The 22,362-nt window shown below is 57.2% G+C and carries 20 protein-coding genes and 3 tRNA genes; 20 read left to right on the forward strand and 3 right to left on the reverse strand.

The genetic code is table 11. From position 1 onward, the window contains the following. Nucleotides 1-115: 115 nt before the first annotated feature. Genes carB through ACYZTW_RS04765 form a run of 3 tightly spaced genes read left to right on the forward strand, consistent with a single transcriptional unit; the run spans nt 116 to nt 4,243 of the window. A complete protein-coding gene (carB, locus tag ACYZTW_RS04755) occupies nt 116-3,337 on the forward strand; it encodes a carbamoyl-phosphate synthase large subunit (RefSeq protein WP_462003946.1) in 3,222 nt (1,073 codons plus the stop codon). Next, the gene (greA, locus tag ACYZTW_RS04760; RefSeq protein ID WP_046045786.1) at nt 3,334-3,810 is read left to right on the forward strand and encodes a transcription elongation factor GreA; all 477 of its coding nucleotides are present in this window, start codon (nt 3,334-3,336) and stop codon (nt 3,808-3,810) included. The genes carB and greA overlap by 4 nt, the downstream gene beginning before the upstream one ends. A 28-nt stretch (nt 3,811-3,838) precedes the next feature. Continuing rightward, on the forward strand, nt 3,839-4,243 hold the full coding sequence (locus ACYZTW_RS04765) for an MFS transporter (protein WP_462003947.1): 405 nt from the start codon (nt 3,839-3,841) through the stop codon (nt 4,241-4,243). 9 nt (nt 4,244-4,252) lie between these two features. Here ACYZTW_RS04765 and ACYZTW_RS04770 read toward each other — a convergent pair whose 3' ends face one another. Continuing rightward, the gene (locus ACYZTW_RS04770) at nt 4,253-4,561 is read right to left on the reverse strand and encodes a YhbY family RNA-binding protein (RefSeq protein WP_008005472.1); all 309 of its coding nucleotides are present in this window, start codon (nt 4,559-4,561) and stop codon (nt 4,253-4,255) included. Nucleotides 4,562-4,666: 105 nt separating this feature from the next. On the opposite strand from ACYZTW_RS04770, the gene rlmE reads away from it, so the two are divergent. From rlmE to ACYZTW_RS04850, 16 genes are all read left to right on the forward strand, one after another. Beyond that, complete coding sequence (gene rlmE, locus ACYZTW_RS04775; RefSeq protein ID WP_201114939.1) at nt 4,667-5,299, forward strand: 23S rRNA (uridine(2552)-2'-O)-methyltransferase RlmE; 633 nt, start codon at nt 4,667-4,669, stop codon at nt 5,297-5,299. Between the two features lie 200 nt (nt 5,300-5,499). Beyond that, on the forward strand, nt 5,500-7,410 hold the full coding sequence (ftsH, locus tag ACYZTW_RS04780) for an ATP-dependent zinc metalloprotease FtsH (RefSeq protein ID WP_033053619.1): 1,911 nt from the start codon (nt 5,500-5,502) through the stop codon (nt 7,408-7,410). Nucleotides 7,411-7,418: 8 nt separating this feature from the next. Then, on the forward strand, nt 7,419-8,270 hold the full coding sequence (gene folP / locus ACYZTW_RS04785) for a dihydropteroate synthase (protein WP_462003948.1): 852 nt from the start codon (nt 7,419-7,421) through the stop codon (nt 8,268-8,270). Between the two features lie 16 nt (nt 8,271-8,286). Next, nucleotides 8,287-9,624, forward strand: coding sequence for a phosphoglucosamine mutase (gene glmM / locus ACYZTW_RS04790; RefSeq protein WP_462003949.1), 1,338 nt, complete (start codon nt 8,287-8,289; stop codon nt 9,622-9,624). Nucleotides 9,625-9,690: 66 nt separating this feature from the next. Next, entirely contained in the window at nt 9,691-10,446 is a 756-nt protein-coding gene (gene tpiA, locus ACYZTW_RS04795) for a triose-phosphate isomerase (protein WP_462003950.1), read from the forward strand. A gap of 4 nt (nt 10,447-10,450) precedes the next feature. Further along, complete coding sequence (gene secG, locus ACYZTW_RS04800) at nt 10,451-10,834, forward strand: preprotein translocase subunit SecG (RefSeq protein ID WP_017336473.1); 384 nt, start codon at nt 10,451-10,453, stop codon at nt 10,832-10,834. Nucleotides 10,835-10,856: 22 nt separating this feature from the next. Next, a tRNA-Leu gene (locus tag ACYZTW_RS04805) sits at nt 10,857-10,942 on the forward strand. Between the two features lie 96 nt (nt 10,943-11,038). Next, nucleotides 11,039-11,115, forward strand: a tRNA-Met gene (locus tag ACYZTW_RS04810). Between the two features lie 138 nt (nt 11,116-11,253). Next, nucleotides 11,254-11,712 carry a ribosome maturation factor RimP gene (gene rimP / locus ACYZTW_RS04815; protein ID WP_010463487.1) on the forward strand — a complete coding sequence of 153 codons (459 nt, stop codon included), beginning with the start codon at nt 11,254-11,256 and terminating at the stop codon, nt 11,710-11,712. Between the two features lie 47 nt (nt 11,713-11,759). Continuing rightward, entirely contained in the window at nt 11,760-13,241 is a 1,482-nt protein-coding gene (gene nusA, locus ACYZTW_RS04820) for a transcription termination factor NusA (protein WP_008024459.1), read from the forward strand. A 27-nt stretch (nt 13,242-13,268) separates the two neighbouring features. Continuing rightward, entirely contained in the window at nt 13,269-15,797 is a 2,529-nt protein-coding gene (gene infB / locus ACYZTW_RS04825) for a translation initiation factor IF-2 (RefSeq protein ID WP_462003951.1), read from the forward strand. Between the two features lie 159 nt (nt 15,798-15,956). After that, complete coding sequence (gene rbfA / locus ACYZTW_RS04830; RefSeq protein ID WP_461989304.1) at nt 15,957-16,358, forward strand: 30S ribosome-binding factor RbfA; 402 nt, start codon at nt 15,957-15,959, stop codon at nt 16,356-16,358. A gap of 3 nt (nt 16,359-16,361) precedes the next feature. Beyond that, nucleotides 16,362-17,279 (forward strand): tRNA pseudouridine(55) synthase TruB, encoded by a 918-nt coding sequence (truB, locus tag ACYZTW_RS04835; RefSeq protein ID WP_201114932.1) that lies wholly within the window; start codon nt 16,362-16,364, stop codon nt 17,277-17,279. A gap of 117 nt (nt 17,280-17,396) precedes the next feature. Then, nucleotides 17,397-17,666 carry a 30S ribosomal protein S15 gene (gene rpsO / locus ACYZTW_RS04840; RefSeq protein WP_003197723.1) on the forward strand — a complete coding sequence of 90 codons (270 nt, stop codon included), beginning with the start codon at nt 17,397-17,399 and terminating at the stop codon, nt 17,664-17,666. Nucleotides 17,667-17,861: 195 nt separating this feature from the next. After that, nucleotides 17,862-19,967 (forward strand): polyribonucleotide nucleotidyltransferase, encoded by a 2,106-nt coding sequence (gene pnp, locus ACYZTW_RS04845; protein WP_008024453.1) that lies wholly within the window; start codon nt 17,862-17,864, stop codon nt 19,965-19,967. 139 nt (nt 19,968-20,106) lie between these two features. Next, nucleotides 20,107-20,182 (forward strand) — tRNA-Thr (locus ACYZTW_RS04850). A gap of 9 nt (nt 20,183-20,191) precedes the next feature. Here ACYZTW_RS04850 and ACYZTW_RS04855 read toward each other — a convergent pair. Further along, nucleotides 20,192-20,743, reverse strand: coding sequence for a hypothetical protein (locus tag ACYZTW_RS04855; protein WP_462003952.1), 552 nt, complete (start codon nt 20,741-20,743; stop codon nt 20,192-20,194). A 307-nt stretch (nt 20,744-21,050) separates the two neighbouring features. Between ACYZTW_RS04855 and ACYZTW_RS04860 the strand changes: the two genes are divergently transcribed. Beyond that, entirely contained in the window at nt 21,051-21,356 is a 306-nt protein-coding gene (locus ACYZTW_RS04860; RefSeq protein ID WP_090188316.1) for a DUF6388 family protein, read from the forward strand. A gap of 114 nt (nt 21,357-21,470) precedes the next feature. Here the strand turns inward: ACYZTW_RS04860 and nadC are convergent, their stop codons facing one another. Then, the gene (gene nadC / locus ACYZTW_RS04865) at nt 21,471-22,319 is read right to left on the reverse strand and encodes a carboxylating nicotinate-nucleotide diphosphorylase (protein WP_462003953.1); all 849 of its coding nucleotides are present in this window, start codon (nt 22,317-22,319) and stop codon (nt 21,471-21,473) included. Between the last annotated feature and the right edge of the window lie 43 nt (nt 22,320-22,362).

A 22,362-nucleotide genomic window follows, 5' to 3' on the forward strand; every position in this document is an offset into this window, starting at 1 on the left:
TCGCCTTGATGTAGCAAAGCTTGAGGGCGGTCCCGACACACGGTGGCCCCCTCAGGTCTTCAAAGATTGAACAAGACGGCTTGCCGACTGACCTGCGGATTTGAGTGACAAACCCATGCCAAAACGTACAGACATTAAAAGCATCCTGATTCTCGGCGCTGGCCCGATCGTGATCGGCCAGGCTTGCGAATTCGACTACTCCGGCGCCCAGGCCTGTAAAGCCCTGCGCGAGGAGGGTTACCGCGTCATCCTGGTGAACTCCAACCCAGCGACCATCATGACCGACCCGGACATGGCCGACGCCACCTACATCGAACCGATCAAGTGGCAGACCGTTGCCAAGATCATCGAGAAAGAGCGTCCGGACGCGCTGCTGCCGACCATGGGTGGCCAGACCGCTCTGAACTGCGCACTGGATCTGGAGCGCGAAGGCGTTCTGGAGAAGTTCGGCGTAGAGATGATCGGCGCCAACGCTGACACCATCGACAAGGCTGAAGACCGTTCGCGCTTCGACAAGGCGATGAAATCCATCGGCCTGGACTGCCCGCGTTCGGGTATCGCCCACAGCATGGAAGAGGCCAACGCGGTCCTCGAAAAGCTCGGCTTCCCGTGCATCATTCGTCCGTCCTTCACCATGGGCGGCACCGGTGGCGGTATCGCTTACAACCGTGAAGAGTTCGAAGAAATCTGCGCTCGCGGCCTAGACCTGTCGCCGACCAAAGAACTGCTGATCGACGAATCCCTGATCGGCTGGAAAGAATACGAGATGGAGGTTGTCCGCGATAAGAAGGACAACTGCATCATCGTCTGCTCCATCGAAAACTTTGACCCGATGGGCGTGCACACCGGTGACTCGATCACTGTTGCTCCGGCACAAACCCTGACGGACAAGGAATACCAGATCATGCGTAACGCCTCGTTGGCGGTGCTGCGTGAGATCGGCGTGGAAACCGGCGGCTCCAACGTTCAGTTTGGCATCTGCCCGGACACTGGCCGTATGGTCGTGATCGAGATGAACCCGCGTGTATCCCGCTCTTCGGCACTGGCCTCGAAAGCCACTGGTTTCCCGATTGCGCGTATCGCTGCCAAGCTGGCAATCGGCTACACCCTGGACGAGCTGCAGAACGAAATCACCGGCGGCGCTACTCCTGCATCCTTCGAGCCGTCCATCGACTACGTCGTGACCAAGCTGCCACGCTTCGCCTTCGAGAAATTCCCGAAAGCCGACGCGCGCCTGACCACTCAAATGAAGTCGGTCGGTGAAGTCATGGCAATCGGCCGGACTTTCCAGGAATCCCTGCAGAAAGCCCTGCGCGGTCTGGAAGTGGGCGTTTGCGGCCTGGACGAGAAGCTCGACCTGAGCAATCCGGAAAGCATGAGCATCCTCAAGCGCGAACTGACCGTGCCGGGTGCAGAGCGTATCTGGTACGTGGCTGACGCCTTCCGTGCCGGCCTGTCGGTCGAAGACATCTTCGGCATGAACATGATCGACCCGTGGTTCCTGGTGCAGATCGAAGATCTGATCAAGGAAGAAGAGAGGGTCAAGACCCTGGGTCTGGCCAGCATCGACCGCGACGTGATGTTCCGCCTCAAGCGCAAAGGCTTCTCCGACATGCGTCTGGCCAAGCTGCTGGGCGTGACCGAGAAGGCTCTGCGTCGCCACCGTCACAAGCTTGAGATTTTCCCGGTCTACAAGCGCGTTGACACCTGCGCGGCCGAGTTCGCCACCGATACCGCTTACCTCTACTCGACGTATGAGGAAGAGTGTGAAGCTGCGCCGTCGGGCCGCGACAAGATCATGATCCTCGGCGGCGGTCCTAACCGTATCGGTCAGGGCATCGAGTTCGACTACTGCTGCGTACACGCGGCACTGGCCCTGCGCGAAGATGGTTACGAGACCATCATGGTCAACTGCAACCCGGAAACCGTATCCACCGACTACGACACCTCCGATCGCCTGTACTTCGAGCCAGTCACCCTGGAAGACGTACTGGAAATCGTCCGCGTCGAGAAACCAAAAGGCGTGATCGTCCAGTACGGCGGCCAAACCCCGCTGAAACTGGCTCGCGCCCTGGAAGAAGCTGGCGTGCCAATTATCGGCACCAGCCCTGACGCCATCGACCGTGCCGAAGACCGTGAGCGCTTCCAGCAAATGGTCGAGCGCCTGAACCTGCGTCAGCCGCCAAACGCCACCGTGCGCAGCGAAGACGAAGCGATTCGTGCGGCCAGCAAGATCGGTTACCCGCTGGTGGTTCGTCCGTCCTACGTACTGGGCGGCCGCGCGATGGAAATCGTTTACGAAGAAGAAGAGCTCAAGCGCTACCTGCGTGATGCGGTGAAAGTGTCCAACGACAGCCCGGTGCTGCTCGATCACTTCCTCAACTGCGCGATCGAAATGGACGTGGATGCGGTCTGCGACGGCACCGACGTGGTGATCGGCGCGATCATGCAGCACATCGAGCAGGCCGGCGTTCACTCCGGTGACTCCGCGTGCTCCCTGCCGCCGTACTCGCTGCCTGCTCACATCCAGGACGAGATGCGCGAACAGGTCAAGAAAATGGCCCTGGAACTGGGCGTTGTCGGCCTGATGAACGTTCAGCTGGCGCTGCAAGGCGAAGACATCTACGTCATTGAAGTCAACCCGCGCGCTTCCCGTACCGTACCGTTCGTGTCGAAGTGCATCGGTGTTTCCCTGGCAATGATCGCGGCTCGCGTGATGGCCGGTAAAACCCTGAAGGAAATCGGCTTCACCAAAGAAATCATTCCGAACTTCTACAGTGTGAAAGAGGCGGTGTTCCCATTCGCCAAATTCCCTGGTGTGGACCCGATCCTGGGCCCTGAGATGAAGTCCACTGGTGAAGTGATGGGCGTGGGCGACACCTTCGGTGAAGCGTTTGCCAAAGCCCAAATGGGCGCCAGCGAAGTGCTGCCGACCGGCGGTACCGCGTTCATCAGCGTGCGTGACGACGACAAACCACTGGTTGCCGGCGTGGCCCGTGATCTGATCAACTTGGGCTTCGAAGTGGTCGCCACTGCCGGTACTGCCAAACTGATCGAAGCCGCAGGCCTGAAAGTGCGTCGTGTGAACAAGGTGACCGAAGGTCGTCCGCACGTGGTCGACATGATCAAGAATGACGAAGTCACCCTGATCATCAACACCACCGAAGGTCGTCAATCGATCGCTGATTCGTACTCCATTCGTCGTAATGCCTTGCAGCACAAGATCTACTGCACCACTACCATTGCTGCTGGCGAAGCTATCTGCGAAGCGCTGAAGTTCGGTCCCGAGAAGACCGTGCGCCGCTTGCAGGATCTACACGCAGGATTGAAGGCATGATCAAATACCCAATGACCGTCAAGGGCGCAAAAGCCCTGGAAGAAGAACACGCTCATCTGACCAAGGTCGTCCGTCCGAAGCTCAGCCAGGACATCGGTACGGCCCGCGAGTTGGGTGACTTGAAAGAAAACGCCGAATACCACGCTGCTCGCGAGCAGCAAGGTATGGTCGAGGCACGGATCCGCGACATCGAAGGCCGCATGCAGAACGCGGTGATCATTGATGTCACGACCATTCCTCACACCGGCAAAGTGATCTTCGGCACCACCGTTGAAATCGCCAACGTCGAGACGGATGAAAGCGTCACCTACCACATCGTTGGTGAGGATGAAGCTGACTTCAAGCTCGGCAAGATTTCGGTAGGTTCGCCATTGGCCCGCGCCTTGATTGCCAAGGAAGAGGGTGATGTGGTTGCCGTGAAAACGCCTGGCGGCGTTATCGAGTATGAGATTGTCGAAGTCCGCCACATCTGAAAGAAGGCGCCCGCTCCGTGCGGGCGCCATGCTTTGGCAACTGGCTCAGATGTTGTGGGTTGGCGGCCTGTGGTTGTTACACATCGGTCTGCTGCCGGTGCTGGGCCAGATTGGCCTGGCACCGCTGCTGATCGACGAAATTGCAGGCATGCTGAATGCGCTGATGGTGGGATTTGCCACGGCGTGTGTGATTTTTCAGGCTTTGGTGCTGGTTCAGGCCGAGGGCCTTGCCAGTCTATGGCGCGATATTCGTGGGCAACTGCTGATGATGGCGCTGTATGCGTGTGCGATGTTTTTCGCTGTGCGCTTCGGTTGGCCGGATGCAGTGCGTTGGCAGGTGTTCAGCTATCTTGTTCTGGGTTTTTCCGGGCTGGTACTGGTGTTGCAACCGGTGCCTGGGTGGAGTGGCAGGGTGCGCGAAGCACACCCTTGACCCTTGCCATCACTTGAAGCGATGGACGTTCGACAGCTGCTTGTTGACGCTGAAGTTCTTGCGGTAAATCAGTGCCATCTTGCCGATGACCTGAACCAGGTCCGCTTTGCCGACCTTGCACAGTTCTGCAATGTTCGCCAGGCGCGACTCGCGATCGAGGATGTTGAGCTTGATTTTAATCAGCTCGTGATCCGCCAAAGCGCGTTCAAGTTCGGCTAACACACCTTCAGTCAAACCGTTGTCAGCCACAGTCAAAACTGGTTTCAGATGGTGGCCAATGGATTTGTACTGTTTCTTCTGCTCTTGAGTGAGCGGCATAATCTGACCCCTGCGTCTGATCTTGTAAAAAGCGGCGGCCAGTTTACCCGAGCGAGTCCGGGACCGCCCAGTTAATCACGACCCGTTTTATTTTCGAGGTGGCCCGTGGCCCGTTCCAAGACAAGTCTTAAATGGCTGCAAGAGCATTTCAACGATCCATTCGTGAAAATGGCGCAAAAAGACGGGTATCGTTCCCGTGCCAGTTACAAGCTGCTGGAGATTCAGGAAAGAGACCGTTTGATCCGTCCAGGCATGAGCGTGATCGACTTGGGCGCCGCCCCAGGTGGCTGGTCCCAGGTGACCAGTCGTCTGATTGGCGGGCAAGGTACGCTGATCGCTTCCGACATCCTTGAAATGGACAGCATCCCTGATGTGACCTTCATTCAGGGCGACTTTACCGAGGACGCCGTGCTGGCGCAGATTCTCGAAGCGGTCGGAAATAAAGAAGTGGACCTTGTGATTTCCGATATGGCCCCCAATATGAGTGGACTGGCATCTGTTGATATGCCGAGATCGATGTTCCTGTGCGAGTTGGCACTGGACCTCGCCACTCGGGTGCTGAAGCCAGGTGGTGATTTTTTAATCAAGATCTTCCAGGGTGAAGGTTTCGACGAATATCACAAGAGCGTGCGCAAGCAGTTCGAGAAGGTCACGACGCGCAAGCCGAAATCGTCGCGCGATCGCTCCCGTGAGCAGTACTTGCTGGGTCGTGGTTTCCGCGGGCGCAGTGAGGAATAAGAGGTTTTTCGACCGGGGCGATAGGTTTTTCGTATTTCGCCCCGTGAGCATTAGCGAATATTGTGTAGAAAGTGTTTCACAAAGGGTTACAGACGGCGCCTGCCAGAGCCGTAGGTAATGTAGTAAGTTAGGCCGGTGAATATCATGCGAAGCGCGCGCCATTAGCGGAGCTTGCTTCAGAGGGTAGTTAATTGAACGATATGGCAAAGAATCTGATCCTGTGGTTGATCATCGCGGCTGTCCTGGTGACAGTGATGAACAACTTCTCCAGCCCTAACGAGCCGCAGACCCTCAACTATTCCGACTTCATCCAGCAGGTCAAGGATGGAAAGGTCGAGCGCGTAGCGGTTGACGGCTACGTGATTACCGGCAAACGCAACGACGGCGACAGCTTCAAGACCATTCGTCCGGCAATCCAGGACAACGGTCTGATCGGCGACCTCGTGGACAATCATGTCGTAGTCGAAGGCAAGCAGCCTGAACAGCAAAGCATCTGGACTCAGCTCCTGGTCGCAAGCTTCCCGATCCTGGTGATCATCGCCGTGTTCATGTTCTTCATGCGGCAGATGCAGGGCGGTGCAGGTGGCAAGGGTGGGCCGATGAGCTTCGGCAAGAGCAAGGCGCGCCTGCTCTCCGAGGATCAGGTGAAAACCACCTTGGGTGACGTTGCCGGTTGCGACGAAGCCAAGGAAGAAGTCGGCGAGTTGGTCGAGTTCCTGCGTGATCCGGGCAAGTTCCAGCGTCTGGGTGGCCGCATTCCACGCGGCGTGCTGATGGTGGGGCCTCCAGGTACCGGTAAAACATTGCTGGCCAAAGCGATTGCCGGCGAAGCAAAAGTACCGTTCTTCACCATTTCCGGTTCCGATTTTGTCGAAATGTTCGTCGGTGTCGGTGCCAGCCGTGTTCGTGACATGTTCGAGCAGGCCAAGAAACACGCGCCATGCATCATCTTCATCGATGAAATCGACGCCGTCGGTCGTCATCGTGGCGCCGGGATGGGTGGTGGTCACGATGAGCGCGAGCAGACTCTCAACCAGTTGCTGGTAGAGATGGACGGCTTCGAAATGAACGACGGCATTATCGTTATCGCTGCAACCAACCGTCCGGACGTACTGGACCCTGCGTTGCTGCGTCCGGGCCGCTTCGACCGTCAGGTTGTCGTCGGTCTGCCGGATATCCGTGGTCGCGAGCAGATTCTCAAGGTTCACATGCGAAAAGTGCCAATGGGCGACGACGTCGCTCCGGCCGTGATCGCTCGTGGTACTCCTGGATTCTCCGGTGCCGACCTGGCTAACCTGGTGAACGAGGCCTCGTTGTTCGCGGCCCGTGCCGGCAAGCGCATCGTCGAAATGAAAGAGTTCGAATTGGCCAAAGACAAGATCATGATGGGCGCCGAGCGCAAATCCATGGTCATGTCCGAGAAAGAGAAGCAGAACACCGCTTACCACGAAGCAGGTCACGCTATTGTTGGGCGCGTCGTGCCTGAGCATGACCCGGTCTACAAGGTGTCAATCATCCCGCGCGGTCGTGCGCTGGGTGTGACCATGTTCCTGCCGGAAGAAGATCGTTATAGCCTGTCCAAGCGCGCGTTGATCAGCCAGATCTGCTCGTTGTACGGCGGCCGTATTGCTGAAGAAATGACCTTGGGCTTCGACGGCGTCACCACCGGTGCGTCAAACGACATCATGCGTGCCAGCCAGATTGCACGGAACATGGTGACCAAGTGGGGCTTGTCGGAAAAACTCGGTCCGTTGATGTACGCAGAAGAAGAGGGCGAAGTGTTCCTCGGTCGCGGCGGTGGCGGTCAGGGTGCAAGCTTCTCCGGTGAGACAGCCAAGTTGATCGACTCCGAAGTGCGCAGCATCATTGATCAGTGCTACGGCACGGCCAAGCAGATCCTCACCGATAACCGTGACAAGCTCGACGCCATGGCTGATGCCTTGATGAAGTATGAAACGATCGACGCTGATCAGATCGACGACATCATGGCGGGTCGTACACCTCGTGAGCCTCGCGACTGGTCAGGCGGCACCGGTACCTCCGGAACTCCTCCGGTGGCACAGGATCCGCGTCCGGAAACACCGATCGGCGGTCCGGCTGCTGACGTTTAAGGTTTGAAATGACTTCTGCTCAGTCCTCGACCCGGTTGCCTTGCGGCAATCGGGTTCTTGATTTAGCCCTGACGCACGTCATGGGTATTCTCAATGTCACTCCCGATTCCTTTTCTGATGGCGGCCAATATAGCCAGCTCGATGCGGCCTTGCGCCACGCTGAGGCTATGGTGGCGGCCGGCGCTACGTTGATTGATGTCGGTGGCGAATCGACCCGGCCGGGTGCCAGGGTGGTTTCACCGCTGGAAGAGCTTGAGCGCGTAGCTCCAGTCGTCGAGCGAATACACCGTGAGCTGGATATAATTATCTCGGTCGACACTTCCACCCCAGCTGTTATGCGCGAAGCCGCACGACTTGGCGCGGGGTTGATCAATGACGTGCGCTCTCTGCGGCGCGATGGCGCTCTGGATGCGGCTGCGGCCACTGGCCTGCCAGTCTGTCTGATGCATATGCTCGGTGAGCCGGGCGACATGCAGGACAATCCGCAGTATCAGGACGTCACGAAAGAGGTGGGCGAGTTTCTCGCCGAGCGCATGGCTCAGTGTGCGTCGGTAGGAATTACGGCGGACCGGATCATCCTTGATCCGGGCTTTGGCTTCGCAAAAACCTTGCAGCACAATCTAAGCTTGTTCAAGCATATGGAGGCCCTGCATGCCTTGGGGCGGCCCCTGTTGGTCGGGGTCTCGCGAAAGAGCATGATAGGTCAGGCATTGAATCGTCCAGTTGGCGAGCGCCTGCATGGCGGTCTGGCGCTTGCAGCGCTGGCTTCGGTCAAGGGGGCGCGTATATTGCGCGTCCATGATGTGGCCGAAACCGTCGATGTGGTGCGGATGATCGCTGCAGTGGAATCAGCCGAATAAGAATGATGGAGTACTTATGACTAAGAAATACTTTGGTACCGACGGCATTCGTGGTCGGGTCGGCGAATATCCGATTACTCCTGACTTCATGCTCAAGCTCGGCTGGGCTGCTGGTATGGCGTTCCGCAAAATGGGCGCCTGCAAGGTGTTGGTGGGCAAGGACACTCGGATCTCCGGTTATATGTTCGAATCTGCGCTCGAGGCCGGACTTACGTCGGCAGGTGCCGATGTCATGCTCCTGGGCCCGATGCCGACACCGGCCATCGCCTACCTGACGCGTACCTTCCAAGCCCAGGCGGGCATCGTGATCAGTGCCTCGCACAACCCTCACGATGACAACGGCATCAAGTTTTTCTCCGGGAAGGGCACCAAGCTTCCGGATGAAGTCGAGCATATGATCGAAGAATTGCTCGATACCCCGATGACCGTGGTTGAGTCGAGCAAGATCGGCAAAGTATCGCGCATCAACGATGCTTCAGGCCGCTATATCGAATTCTGCAAAAGCAGCGTCCCGACCGGTACCAGCTTCGCTGGCCTGAAGATCGTGATCGACTGCGCTCACGGTGCGACCTACAAGGTGGCGCCTAGTGTATTCCGTGAGCTGGGGGCCGATGTCGTTGTACTTTCTGCTCATCCTAACGGCTTGAACATCAATGACAATTGCGGTTCGACCCATATGGAGCCGCTGCAAGCTGCTGTATTGGCCGAGCATGCTGATTTGGGTATCGCCTTTGACGGTGATGGTGATCGGGTTCAGATGGTTGATCATACCGGTACTGTCGTCGACGGTGATGAGTTGCTGTTCATCATTGCTCGCGACCTGCATGGGCAGGGCAAGTTGCAGGGTGGTGTGGTCGGTACGCTGATGAGTAACCTGGGGCTGGAGTTGGCCCTGGCGGATCTGGCAATCCCTTTTGTGCGGGCCAATGTTGGTGACCGTTACGTCATCTCCGAGTTGCTCGAGCGTGATTGGTTGGTGGGCGGTGAAAACTCGGGACACATTGTCTGCTTCAGTCACACCACCACCGGTGACGCGATCATTGCCGCATTGCAGGTATTGATGGCGCTAAAAACCCGTTCCGAGGGGCTGGCACAATCGCGCCAGGCGTTGCGCAAATGCCCTCAAGTGCTGATCAACGTGCGTTTCGGCGGTGGTGCGAGCCCCCTTGATCATCCCTCGGTCAAAGAGGCCAGCGAGCGCGTTACCAAGGCTATGGCTGGTCGTGGGCGCGTGCTGTTGCGCAAGTCCGGGACGGAGCCGCTGGTGCGGGTCATGGTCGAAGGCGAGGATGAAACACAGGTTCGCGGTTACGCCGAAGAGCTGGCAAAACTGGTTACTGAAGTTTCTGCCTGATTTCGGCTTGCCAGCCATGATTGTGTTGGGTAACATCTGCGCCCACTTTGACCGACGAGGTACAGCATGCGTCGCCCTATGGTAGCTGGTAACTGGAAGATGCACGGTACCCGCGCCAGCGTCGCTGAGCTGATCAATGGCCTTCGTCATCTGGCCTTGCCGAGCGATGTTGATGTAGCGGTATTCCCGCCTTGCTTGCATATCAATCAAGTGATTGATGGCTTGAAGGAAAAGTCGATTTCGGTCGGCGCGCAGAACTCTGCGGTGGAATCCACGCAAGGTGCGTTGACCGGTGAAGTTGCGCCGAGTCAGTTGGTGGATGCAGGCTGTTCTTTTGTACTTGTCGGGCACTCCGAGCGCCGCCAGATAATGGGCGAGCAGGACGGAATGCTGATTCGCAAGTTCGCAGCGGCACAGGCAAGTGGCTTGATTCCGGTGTTGTGCGTAGGGGAAACCCTCGAAGAGCGCGAGGCTGGAAAAACTCTTGAGGTTGTCGGGCGTCAGCTAGGCAGTATCATAGAGGAGCTGGGTGTTGGTGCCTTTGCAAAGGCAGTAATCGCTTACGAGCCGGTCTGGGCCATTGGTACCGGGCTGACTGCTTCGCCGCAACAGGCGCAGGATGTGCATGCAGCCATTCGCGCTCAGTTGGCGGCAGAGAATTCTGAGGTCGCACAAGGTGTGCGGCTTCTATACGGCGGCAGCGTGAAGGCGGCCAATGCGGTCGAACTGTTCGGCATGCCGGATATCGATGGGGGGCTCATTGGTGGAGCTTCCCTGAATGCAGATGAGTTCGGTGCGATTTGTCGCGCCGCGGGAAACTGAAAAAATGCTGGAAACAGTCGTAGTCGTTTTTCATCTGCTGGGTGCATTGGGCGTAGTTGCTCTGGTATTGCTGCAGCAGGGTAAAGGTGCGGATGCTGGCGCGTCTTTCGGAGCAGGTGCTTCAAATACTGTGTTCGGAAGCCAAGGTTCCTCTACCTTTCTTAGTAAGTTTACTGCTATACTTGCCGCCGGTTTCTTCATAACCAGCTTAGGGTTAGGTTACTTTGCTAAAGAGAAGGCTCATCAGCTGACTCAAGTAGGTTTGCCAAACCCGGCAGTGTTGGAAGTTCCAAAGCAACAACCGGCTTCTGATGATGTCCCGGTGCTTCAAGAGCAAAAGTCGGCTACTCCAGCGACTGACGTGCCTCCAGCTCAAGAGCAAAAGTAAGAAGGGTTTCAAACGTAGTATTGCCGAGGTGGTGGAATTGGTAGACACGCAACCTTGAGGTGGTTGTGCCCATAGGGTGTAGGGGTTCGAGTCCCCTTCTCGGTACCAATTATCAGGAGAGCCCGCTGTTGCGGGCTTTCTTGTAGGTGGAAGGTTACATTGACCCTTTCAGGGATCGGTCGTATACTTCCGCCCCAGCTTTGTCGCGGGGTGGAGCAGTCTGGTAGCTCGTCGGGCTCATAACCCGAAGGTCGTCGGTTCAAATCCGGCCCCCGCAACCAGTTTAAGGAGCCCCTTTTAAGGGGCTTTTTGTTAGCTGGACACTTTCAACGCCGCTGTTCGACGGCGTTTCAAGGATGGGCGTTTCGCCCATTTTTTTATTTTGCACAGCATGCACATACATGCACGAGGGGGTTCAGGTGTCGAGCAAGCTAGAAGAGTTGCAGGCCTTGCTGGCCCCGGTGGTCGTGGCCCTAGGCTATGAATGCTGGGGTATTGAGTTTTCGGCTCAAGGTCGCCACTCAATGTTGCGCGTTTATATCGATAAAGAGGGCGGCGTGCTGGTGGACGATTGTGCCATTGTCAGCCGTCAGATCAGCGGTGTCCTGGATGTTGAAGATCCGATCGCCGTTGAATACACCCTTGAAGTTTCCTCGCCTGGCATGGAACGCCCGCTGTTCACTATTGAGCAGTTTGCAAAATTTGCCGGTGAACAAGTGAAGATCAAGCTGCGCTCGCCTTTTGAAGGCCGACGCAACTTTCAGGGCCTTCTGCGCGGTGTAGAAGAGCAGGACGTCGTGGTGCAGGTAGAAGACCATGAGTTCCTGTTGCCGATCGATATGATCGACAAGGCCAACATTATTCCCAGTTTTGACTGAGACGCGGATCCCGCGGATCCAATGGCTTGCGAAAGGCGAGGCGTACGATGAGCAAAGAAGTACTGCTGGTTGTTGAGTCGGTATCCAATGAAAAGGGCGTACCGGCAAACGTAATTTTTGAAGCGCTGGAGCTGGCTCTGGCCACTGCTACCAAAAAACGTTTCGAGGACGAAGTCGATCTGCGTGTGGAAATCAATCGCCACACCGGTGCTTACGAAACATTCCGTCGCTGGACGGTCGTCGAAGAAGCAGACTTGGACGATCCGGCCATCGAAACCTGGCCGAGCAAGGTTGCAGAAACGCATCCTGGTGCTCAGGTCGGCGATGTAGTCGAAGAAAAGATCGAATCCATTGAGTTCGGCCGCATCGCTGCACAGACTGCCAAGCAAGTCATCGTGCAGAAAGTTCGCGAAGCCGAGCGCGCTCAAGTCGTTGATGCCTATCGCGAGCGCCTGGGAGAAATCATCTCCGGCACCGTGAAGAAAGTGACCCGCGACAACGTGATCGTCGACCTGGGCAACAACGCTGAGGCGTTGCTGGCTCGCGAAGACATCATTTCTCGCGAAACCTTCCGGGTTGGCGTGCGTCTGCGTGCGCTGCTCAAAGAGATCCGCACCGAGAACCGCGGCCCGCAGCTGATCCTGTCGCGTACCGCGCCGGAAATGCTGATCGAGTTGTTCCGCATCGAAGTGCCGGAAATCGCTGAAGGCCTGATCGAAGTAATGGCTGCTTCCCGTGATCCGGGTTCGCGCGCCAAGATCGCGGTCCGCTCCAAGGACAAACGCATCGACCCGCAAGGTGCTTGCATTGGTATGCGCGGTTCGCGCGTCCAGGCAGTGTCGGGCGAGTTGGGCGGTGAGCGTGTGGACATCGTCCTGTGGGACGACAATCCGGCTCAGTTCGTGATCAATGCAATGTCGCCGGCTGAAGTGGCGGCAATTATCGTTGACGAAGATGCCCATGCAATGGACATCGCCGTTGGCGCAGACAATCTGGCTCAGGCCATCGGTCGCGGTGGTCAGAACGTGCGTCTGGCTAGCCAGTTGACTGGCTGGACCCTGAACGTGATGACCGAATCGGACATCCAGGCTAAGCAGCAAGCAGAAACCGGCGACATCCTGCGCAACTTTATCGACGAGCTGGAAGTCGACGAAGACCTGGCACAGGTGCTGGTAGATGAAGGCTTCACCAGCCTGGAAGAGATTGCCTACGTACCGTTGGAAGAAATGCTCAACATCGACGGCTTTGACGAAGAAACCGTCAACGAGCTTCGCGCTCGCGCCAAGGATCGTTTGTTGACCAAAGCCATCGCTACTGAGGAAAAGCTGGCAGACGCCCATCCGGCCGAAGACCTGCTCTCGCTTGAGGGTATGGACAAGGATTTGGCGATGGAACTGGCGGTGCGCGGCGTAATTACCCGCGAAGACCTGGCCGAGCAGTCTATTGACGATCTGCTCGACATCGACGGCATTGACGATGATCGTGCCGGCAAGTTGATCATGGCCGCCCGAGCCCACTGGTTCGAGTAATTAGGCGCGGCCTGAGGAGAGAAGTGCATGACGCAAGTCACGGTGAAACAACTGGCCGATGAGGTCAAAACACCGGTAGAGCGCCTGTTGCAGCAGATGCGTGAGGCAGGTCTGCCGCACACCGCCGCCGAAGAAGGTGTGAGCGATAGTGAGAAGCAGTCTTTGCTGACTCACTTGAAGAGCAGCCATAAGGCGAAAGTGGAAGAACCGCGCAAGATTACATTGCAGCGCAAAACCACCAGCACCCTGCGTGTTGCTGGCAGCAAAAGCATCAGCGTTGAGGTACGTAAAAAGAAAGTTTTCGTACAGCGCAGCCCGGAAGAAATCGAAGCCGAGCGCAAACGCGAACTGGAAGAACGTCGCGCAGTAGAAAATGCTGCACGTCAGAAGGCTGAAGAAGAAGCCAAGCGTCGCGCCGAAGAAGAAGCGCGTCGCCAGCCTGCTGCTGCGCAATCCGCGACTAACGACGCCGTTGCAGCACCTGCTGCAGTTGCCGAGCCAGTACGCGAAAGCGCACCGGTAGTGGCTGCTGCACCAGCACCGTCTGCCGACGTTCGCAACAAGCAGAACGAACAGCGCCGTCCGGACAAACCACGTGCCGACGATAACAGTCGTCGTGGCAGTGGCGATGGCGAGCGCAAAAACGCTCCGCATCGTGCTTCGGTCAAGGAAAAAGCGCCTGCTCCACGCGTTGCTCCACGTACCACTGACGAAGAAAGCGATGGCTTCCGTCGTGGTGGTCGCGGCAAGGCCAAGCTGAAGAAACGCAACGCTCACGGTTTCCAGAGCCCAACCGGCCCTGTAGTGCGCGAAGTGAAGATCGGCGAGACCATCACTGTTGGCGATCTCGCCCAGCAGATGTCGGTCAAGGCTGCTGAAATCATCAAGTTCATGTTCAAACTGGGTACCCCAGCGACCATCAACCAGGTACTGGATCAGGAAACTGCCCAACTGGTTGCCGAAGAGCTGGGCCACAAAGTGACCCTGGTCAGCGACACTGCCCTGGAAGATTCCCTGGCCGAGTCCTTGAAGTTTGAAGGTGAAGCGTTCTCCCGTGCACCAGTTGTGACCGTAATGGGCCACGTTGACCACGGTAAGACATCGCTGCTCGACTATATCCGTCGTGCCAAGGTAGCTGCTGGCGAAGCCGGCGGTATCACCCAGCACATCGGTGCGTACCACGTTGAAACTGATCGCGGCATGGTCACGTTCCTCGATACCCCGGGTCACGCTGCGTTTACCGCAATGCGTGCTCGTGGTGCCAAGGCAACTGACATCGTGATCCTGGTCGTTGCAGCGGACGACGGCGTAATGCCGCAGACCATTGAAGCGGTCCAGCACGCCAAGGCTGCCGGTGTTCCACTGGTGGTTGCTGTGAACAAAATCGACAAGCCGGGCGCTGATCTCGATCGCATCCGTAGCGAACTGTCGGTTCACGGCGTGACTTCGGAAGAGTGGGGCGGCGACACCCCGTTCGTATCGGTTTCGGCGAAAGTCGGTACTGGCGTGGACGAGTTGCTCGAAGCCGTTCTGCTGCAAGCTGAAGTTCTGGAACTGAAAGCAACGCCTTCGGCTCCTGGCCGTGGCGTCGTGGTTGAATCGCGTCTCGACAAAGGTCGTGGCCCGGTTGCTACCGTTCTGGTTCAAGACGGTACCCTGCGCCAAGGCGACATGGTGCTGGTCGGTTCGAACTATGGCCGCGTTCGCGCCATGCTCGACGAGAACGGCAAGCCAATCAAGGAAGCGGGTCCATCCATCCCTGTCGAGATTCTCGGCCTGGACGGTACGCCGGACGCTGGCGACGAGATGAGCGTAGTTGCTGACGAGAAGAAAGCCCGTGAAGTGGCTCTGTTCCGTCAAGGCAAGTTCCGCGAAGTCAAACTGGCCCGTGCTCACGCCGGCAAGCTTGAAAACATCTTCGAGAACATGGGTCAGGAAGAGAAGAAGACGCTCAACATCGTCCTCAAATCCGACGTCCGTGGTTCGCTGGAAGCGTTGAACGGTGCCTTGAACGGCCTGGGTAACGACGAAGTGCAAGTGCGTGTTGTCGGTGGCGGTGTCGGTGGTATCACCGAGTCCGACGCTAACCTGGCACTGGCCTCCAATGCTGTACTGTTTGGCTTCAACGTGCGTGCCGATGCTGGCGCTCGCAAGATCGTCGAGCAGGAAGGTCTGGATATGCGTTACTACAACGTGATCTACGACATCATCGAAGACGTCAAGAAAGCCCTCACCGGTATGCTGGGCAGCGATGTTCGCGAGAACATCCTGGGTACCGCTGAAGTACGTGACGTGTTCCGTTCGCCGAAGTTTGGCGCGATCGCCGGTTGCATGGTTATCGAAGGTGTTGTTCACCGTAACCGTCCAATCCGTGTACTGCGTGAAGACATCGTTATCTTCGAAGGCGAGCTGGAATCCCTGCGCCGCTTCAAGGATGACGCTTCCGAAGTACGTGCCGGCATGGAATGCGGTATCGGCGTGAAGAGCTACAACGACGTTAAAGTCGGTGACAAGATCGAAGTCTTCGAGAAGGTTCAGGTTGCTCGCAGCCTCTAACTCGCGCACTTCAAGGGCCACGATGAGTCGCCGCATGCAGATGCGCGGCACAGCGTCAGGACTCTAAACGCAACGCCCGGTCTGGCTTTTGTCAGGCCGGGCGTTTGCCGCTTTCAGACCCTTCGGGTTTCACCGTGGGGCAGTAACAGGTAACAAGACATGGCAAAAGAATACAGCCGTACCCAACGTATCGGCGATCAGATGCAGCGTGAGCTGGCACAGCTGATCCGTCGTGAAGTCAAAGACCCGCGCGTCGGCCTGGTCACTATTACCGCTGTTGAAGTCAGCCGTGACGTCGGTCACGCCAAGATCTTCATCACTGTAATGGGTCAGGACAACGCCGAAGACATCGCGCAAAGCATCAAGGTGCTCAACTCCGCCGCCGGCTTCCTGCGCATGCAGTTGGCTCGCGAAATGAAGTTGCGCAGCGTTCCACAGTTGCACTTCCACTACGACGAAAGCGTCGTGCGTGGCGCGCACCTGTCGGCCCTGATCGAGCGTGCGGTGGCTGAAGACAATCAGCACCCGGTTGCGGCAGAAGTCGAAGACACCAAGGAGTAATCGGTGGCTCAGGTCAAACGTATCCGTCGTAACGTCAGCGGCATCATCCTGCTCGACAAGCCGCTGGGGTTCACCTCCAACGCCGCGTTGCAGAAGGTCCGCTGGCTGCTGAACGCCGAGAAAGCCGGGCACACCGGCAGTCTCGATCCGCTGGCCACCGGCGTGTTGCCGTTGTGCTTCGGTGAGGCCACCAAGTTTTCGCAATACCTGCTCGATTCCGACAAGGCTTATGAAACCCTGGCGCAACTGGGCAAGACCACCACCACGGCCGATGCCGAAGGTGAAGTTTTGCAGGAGCGCCCGGTGACCGTTGGTCGCGCCGATGTAGAAGCTGTGTTGCCGAATTTTCGTGGGCAAATCAGTCAGATACCGCCGATGTACTCGGCGCTCAAGCGTGATGGCCAGCCGCTGTACAAACTGGCCCGTGCAGGCGAAGTAGTGGAGCGCGAACCGCGTTCTGTTACTATTGCGCGCTTGGAATTGCTGGCCTTTGAAGGTGATACTGCGCGGCTTGCGGTGGATTGCAGCAAAGGCACCTATATTCGCACCCTGGTGGAAGATATCGGTGAGCAACTCGGTTGTGGCGCTTACGTTGCTGAACTGCGACGTACCCAGGCCGGGCCTTTCACGCTGGCCCAGACGGTCACCCTGGAAGAGTTGGAAGCGGTACATGCTGAAGGCGGCAACGAAGCGGTCGACCGCTTCCTGATGCCATCGGACAGCGGCTTGCTGGATTGGCCACTGTTGCAATTCTCGGAACACAGCTCGTTCTACTGGCTTAACGGCCAACCGGTACGAGCCCCGGATGCACCGAAGTTCGGCATGGTACGGGTACAGGATCACAACGGTCGCTTCATCGGTATCGGTGAAGTGAGCGAAGACGGGCGCATCGCGCCGCGTCGACTGATTCGGTCAGAATGACCGGACGAGGGTGGCTGTTAACAGGCACGGTCACTACTCATTTTTAGATACAGGGATTTGTCCCTGGCCTGTTGAAGCTGTTTCTTTGAAACAGTTTCCTGATAAAAGGATTGCCTCATGGCTCTCGACGTTCAAGAAAAAGCTCAAATCGTAGCTGACTACCAGCAAGCTGTTGGTGACACTGGTTCGCCAGAAGTGCAAGTTGCACTGCTGACCCACAACATCAACAAACTGCAAGGTCACTTCAAGGCCAACGGTAAAGATCACCACTCCCGTCGTGGTCTGATCCGCATGGTAAACCAGCGTCGTAAGCTGCTGGACTACCTGAAAGGCAAGGACGTGAGCCGTTACAGCGCTCTGATCGCTCGCCTGGGTCTGCGTCGCTAATAAGCGATTGCGCTAGAGGTTGGTTGTCTGTCGTACGTCAGTGGGTTTCCCGCTGGCGCATGGCAGGCTCCCAGCCTCAAGTTTTATCTGGATATACGTTTTGCCCTGGACAGGCGTTGGGCCGATTCCCGACATTGCCCAAGAATTTCGCAAGAAGACAAGTTCCCCAAGAGCCACAAAAGAAGGTAGGACACCGTGAACCCGGTAATCAAAAAATTCCAGTTCGGTCAGTCGACCGTTACCCTCGAGACTGGCCGTATCGCCCGTCAGGCCTCCGGCGCAGTATTGGTCACCGTTGACGACGACGTCAGCGTATTGGTGACTGTGGTCGGCGCCAAGCAAGCCGATCCAGGCAAGGGCTTCTTCCCTCTGTCTGTTCACTACCAGGAAAAAACTTACGCTGCCGGTAAGATCCCTGGCGGTTTCTTCAAGCGTGAAGGCCGTCCTTCCGAGAAAGAAACCCTGACTTCCCGACTGATCGACCGCCCGATCCGTCCGCTGTTCCCAGAAGGCTTCATGAACGAAGTGCAGGTTGTCTGCACCGTCGTTTCCACCAGCAAGAAGACCGATCCGGACATCGCTGCGATGATCGGTACCTCGGCTGCCCTGGCCATCTCCGGTATTCCTTTCGATGGCCCGATCGGCGCTGCCCGCGTTGCGTTCCACGAAAGCACCGGCTACCTGCTGAACCCGACTTACGAACAACTGAAAGCATCGAGCCTGGACATGGTTGTTGCCGGTACTTCGGAAGCCGTGTTGATGGTTGAATCGGAAGCCAAAGAGCTGACCGAAGACCAGATGCTGGGTGCGGTACTGTTTGCTCACGACGAGTTCCAGGTGGTGATCAACGCCGTTAAAGAACTGGCCGCTGAAGCTGCCAAGCCGACCTGGACCTGGGCTCCACAGCCTGAAGCCACTGCTCTGCTGGGCGCTATCCGTGCCGAGTTCGGCGACGCGATCTCCCAGGCTTACACCATCACCATCAAGGCCGACCGTTACGCTCGTCTGGGCGAACTGAAAGACCAGGTGGTTGCCAAGCTGTCCGGTGAAGAAGGTCAGCCTTCGTCCAGCGAAGTCAAAGCTGCTTTCGGCGAAATCGAATACCGCACCGTTCGCGAAAACATCGTTAACGGCAAGCCACGTATCGACGGCCGCGACACCAAGACCGTTCGTCCTTTGAACATCGAAGTCGGTGTTCTGCCAAAGACCCACGGTTCGGCTCTGTTCACCCGTGGCGAAACTCAGGCGCTGGTAGTTGCAACGCTGGGTACTGCCCGTGACGCACAGCTGCTGGACACCCTGGAAGGCGAGAAAAAAGACCCGTTCATGCTGCACTACAACTTCCCTCCGTTCTCGGTCGGTGAGTGTGGTCGCATGGGTGGCGCTGGTCGTCGCGAAATCGGTCACGGCCGTCTGGCTCGTCGTTCGGTTCAGGCCATGCTGCCAGCTGCCGACGTGTTCCCGTACACCATCCGTGTTGTGTCGGAAATCACCGAGTCCAACGGTTCGAGCTCCATGGCTTCGGTCTGCGGCGCTTCCCTGGCTCTGATGGACGCCGGCGTTCCGATGAAAGCACCGGTTGCCGGTATCGCCATGGGTCTGGTTAAAGAAGGCGAGAAGTTCGCCGTCCTGACCGACATCCTGGGTGACGAAGACCACCTGGGCGACATGGACTTCAAAGTAGCCGGTACCGCCAAAGGTGTGACCGCGCTGCAGATGGACATCAAGATCAAAGGCATCACCGAAGAAATCATGGAAATCGCTCTGGGCCAAGCCCTGGAAGCGCGCCTGAATATCCTCGGTCAGATGAACCAGATCATTGGCCAGTCGCGTACCGAACTGTCGGAAAACGCTCCGACCATGATCGCGATGAAAATCGACACCGACAAAATCCGTGATGTCATCGGTAAAGGCGGCGCGACCATTCGTGCGATCTGTGAAGAGACCAAAGCTTCGATCGACATCGAAGACGACGGCTCGATCAAGATCTTCGGCGAAACCAAGGAAGCGGCTGAAGCTGCACGTCAGCGCGTTCTGGGCATCACCGCAGAAGCTGAAATCGGCAAGATCTACGTCGGTAAGGTTGAGCGCATCGTCGACTTCGGCGCATTCGTCAACATCCTGCCTGGCAAGGACGGTCTGGTTCACATCTCGATGCTGAGCGACGCTCGCGTTGAGAAAGTGACCGATATCCTGAAAGAAGGCCAGGAAGTGGAAGTACTGGTACTGGACGTGGACAACCGCGGCCGTATCAAGCTGTCCATCAAAGACGTAGCAGCAGCCAAGGCTTCGGGCGTTTAATTACTCCCTGCGCCTGACCGCTTCAACGTTATAAAAAATGCCCCGCCGTGAAAACGGCGGGGCATTTTTTTGCCTGCAAAAAACTGAAACGTTGGGTGAAGTTGCCGGACCCCAAACCCGGTGCTAGGTTTAGGCACACGCCCGTGTAGCTCAGCCGGTAGAGCAGCGCACTCGTAACGCGAAGGTCGCAGGTTCGATTCCTGTCTCGGGCACCATTCTTTGGGTTACTTCACCTTTCTGCTCAGCTCCTCAACGGTGCGTTTGAGGTTATCCAGTTCCCGGTCCTGATCGCTGACTTCCCGCTTGAGACTCGACAACTCACTGGCGCTGGAACTGGAGCTGGATCCGTTGTTGCGCTTGAGGCCTTCAACCTGCTTGGCGAGGCTGTTCAGGTCGCGCTCCTGTTCGCTGACGGTACGCTTGAGGTCAGACATTTCCCGGTCATTCGAGCTGCTGCTGGAACCGTTATTACGTTTTAGCTCTTCGATGAGGCGCGCTTGCTCATTGACAGTTTTCTTCAAGGTTTCCAGTTCTGCCGTGTTTTCTTTCCCGGTCTTCTGCATGTTTTCCAGATTGCTGCCGGTCACGCTGGTTTTAACCAGTGTGTCTTTGCCGAACGAGTTGTGGAGAACGACGACTTTGTCTTCATATGAGGGTGGATCGAAACTCACTTCAACCCCGGCATGAGCCGTATTGGGCAGTGCCAGGTTGCCGAGTAACAGGGCGGCCATGCCAATGACAGACAGTGCGGACGAGTGCTTGGGAAAATTGCGCATCACCTGAATTCCTTGTGGAGTGCTTATGTGGCACATCGCTATGACTTGGCTTTTTGAAACTTGTTCCTGAAGCTTGCACAAAATGACAGGGCCTCCGGTTTTTTGTAGATTTGATGTAAAGAGCCATATAAATCGTCAGCCAAAGGTCCTATATTCGGACCTTGCATGAGCTCCACATTGCAGTTTTCAAATGATCCCCGAATGGTTCTGAAGGCCAGACAAGCCGGGCTTCAAACGGTTTTTTTGCGTCAGAGAGATCCTTGATGATCCAGATCCATCTTCCATTCCCCAGATCAGAGAGAACGACATGACCGTTAAAGAGTTGACCCAAGAAGCCAGACACGAAGAAGCGCTGAAGAAGTACTTGCTGGAGTCGCCCCAGCTAGCCGAAGAGATCAAGGACTTGCCCGCCGACGATCAGAAAGACCAGATCCAGTGGGCGTTCGAGGATGAGGCAGAAGCCCAGGGCTTGCAGCCGTGGGAACTGACGCTCAAGTACACCTCAACCCCTGAAGAGTTCGAGGCTGCGCGCCTTGTTCTGCACAAGGAGGCTGCCGAGGTGTTGGGAGTCGAGTGGGAAGAGTACTGCGAGATGAATAATCTGGTGGTCTGACCTGTGGGAGCGTGCCTGCTCGCGAAGAGGGCGTGTCAGTCGACGTAATTGGCGCCTGACTCACCCCATTCGCGAGCAGGCTCGCTCCCACATTTGGCACGGGCGTTTTCTCGATCAGAGGCTTAAACGCATCGACAGATCGACAGCCTTCACATCCTTGGTCATCGTACCAATCGAGATGTAATCCACTCCGGTTTCGGCGATCGGTAGCAGCGTGCTTTCGTTGATACCGCCGCTGGCCTCCAGTTTCGCCTTGCCTGCGTTCAGACGCACGGCTTCGCGCATGTCATCCAGACTCAACTCATCAAGCATGATGATGTCGGCACCGGCCGCCAGGGCTTCCTTCAGCTCCTCCAGGCTTTCCACTTCGATCTCCACCGGTTTGCCTGGGGCAATCTTGTGCGCGGCTTTGATCGCCTCCGGGATGCCACCGCAGGCGGCAATATGGTTTTCCTTGATCAGGAAGGCGTCGTACAGGCCGATGCGGTGGTTGTGGCATCCGCCGCAGGTCACGGCGTACTTCTGCGCCAGACGCAGCCCCGGCAAGGTTTTACGGGTGTCGAGCAACTTCACCTGAGTCTCGGCAACGTAATCCGCCAGGTACTGCGCGCGCGTGGCTACGCCAGAAAGCAACTGCAGGAAGTTCAGTGCACTGCGTTCGCCCGTCAGTAGCGAGCGCGCCGGACCTTCAAGGTGGAACAGCGCCTGATTGGGTTTCACCCGCTCGCCATCGCGCACCTGCCAGTGCACCGCAACACGTGGGTCCAGCTGCCGAAACACGGCATCAACCCAGGCTGTGCCGCAGATGACGGCAGCGTCGCGGGTAATGATGGTGGCTTTGGCCAGGCGTTCGGCCGGGATCAACTGTGCGGTGATGTCGCCGCTGCCGATGTCTTCGAGCAACGCACGGCGCACGTTGGCTTCGATTTCGGCGGTCAAATCGGCGAGACGTAGATTCGGCATAACGGACTCCACAAACAAAGTGGCCCGATTATAGGGCCATGGC

This window comes from Pseudomonas sp. LB3P25 (assembly GCF_054897985.1).

What these genes read in the sequence shown, in the direction of transcription:
- carB (WP_462003946.1), top strand. Translation starts at nt 116, where the DNA reads ATGCCAAAACGTACAGACATTAAAAGCATCCTGATTCTCGGCGCTGGC.
- greA (WP_046045786.1), top strand. Translation starts at nt 3,334, where the DNA reads ATGATCAAATACCCAATGACCGTCAAGGGCGCAAAAGCCCTGGAAGAA.
- ACYZTW_RS04765 (WP_462003947.1), top strand. Translation starts at nt 3,839, where the DNA reads ATGCTTTGGCAACTGGCTCAGATGTTGTGGGTTGGCGGCCTGTGGTTG.
- ACYZTW_RS04770 (WP_008005472.1), bottom strand. Translation starts at nt 4,561, where the DNA reads ATGCCGCTCACTCAAGAGCAGAAGAAACAGTACAAATCCATTGGCCAC.
- ftsH (WP_033053619.1), top strand. Translation starts at nt 5,500, where the DNA reads ATGGCAAAGAATCTGATCCTGTGGTTGATCATCGCGGCTGTCCTGGTG.
- folP (WP_462003948.1), top strand. Translation starts at nt 7,419, where the DNA reads ATGACTTCTGCTCAGTCCTCGACCCGGTTGCCTTGCGGCAATCGGGTT.
- glmM (WP_462003949.1), top strand. Translation starts at nt 8,287, where the DNA reads ATGACTAAGAAATACTTTGGTACCGACGGCATTCGTGGTCGGGTCGGC.
- tpiA (WP_462003950.1), top strand. Translation starts at nt 9,691, where the DNA reads ATGCGTCGCCCTATGGTAGCTGGTAACTGGAAGATGCACGGTACCCGC.
- secG (WP_017336473.1), top strand. Translation starts at nt 10,451, where the DNA reads ATGCTGGAAACAGTCGTAGTCGTTTTTCATCTGCTGGGTGCATTGGGC.
- nusA (WP_008024459.1), top strand. Translation starts at nt 11,760, where the DNA reads ATGAGCAAAGAAGTACTGCTGGTTGTTGAGTCGGTATCCAATGAAAAG.
- infB (WP_462003951.1), top strand. Translation starts at nt 13,269, where the DNA reads ATGACGCAAGTCACGGTGAAACAACTGGCCGATGAGGTCAAAACACCG.
- rbfA (WP_461989304.1), top strand. Translation starts at nt 15,957, where the DNA reads ATGGCAAAAGAATACAGCCGTACCCAACGTATCGGCGATCAGATGCAG.
- rpsO (WP_003197723.1), top strand. Translation starts at nt 17,397, where the DNA reads ATGGCTCTCGACGTTCAAGAAAAAGCTCAAATCGTAGCTGACTACCAG.
- ACYZTW_RS04855 (WP_462003952.1), bottom strand. Translation starts at nt 20,743, where the DNA reads ATGCGCAATTTTCCCAAGCACTCGTCCGCACTGTCTGTCATTGGCATG.
- ACYZTW_RS04860 (WP_090188316.1), top strand. Translation starts at nt 21,051, where the DNA reads ATGACCGTTAAAGAGTTGACCCAAGAAGCCAGACACGAAGAAGCGCTG.
- nadC (WP_462003953.1), bottom strand. Translation starts at nt 22,319, where the DNA reads ATGCCGAATCTACGTCTCGCCGATTTGACCGCCGAAATCGAAGCCAAC.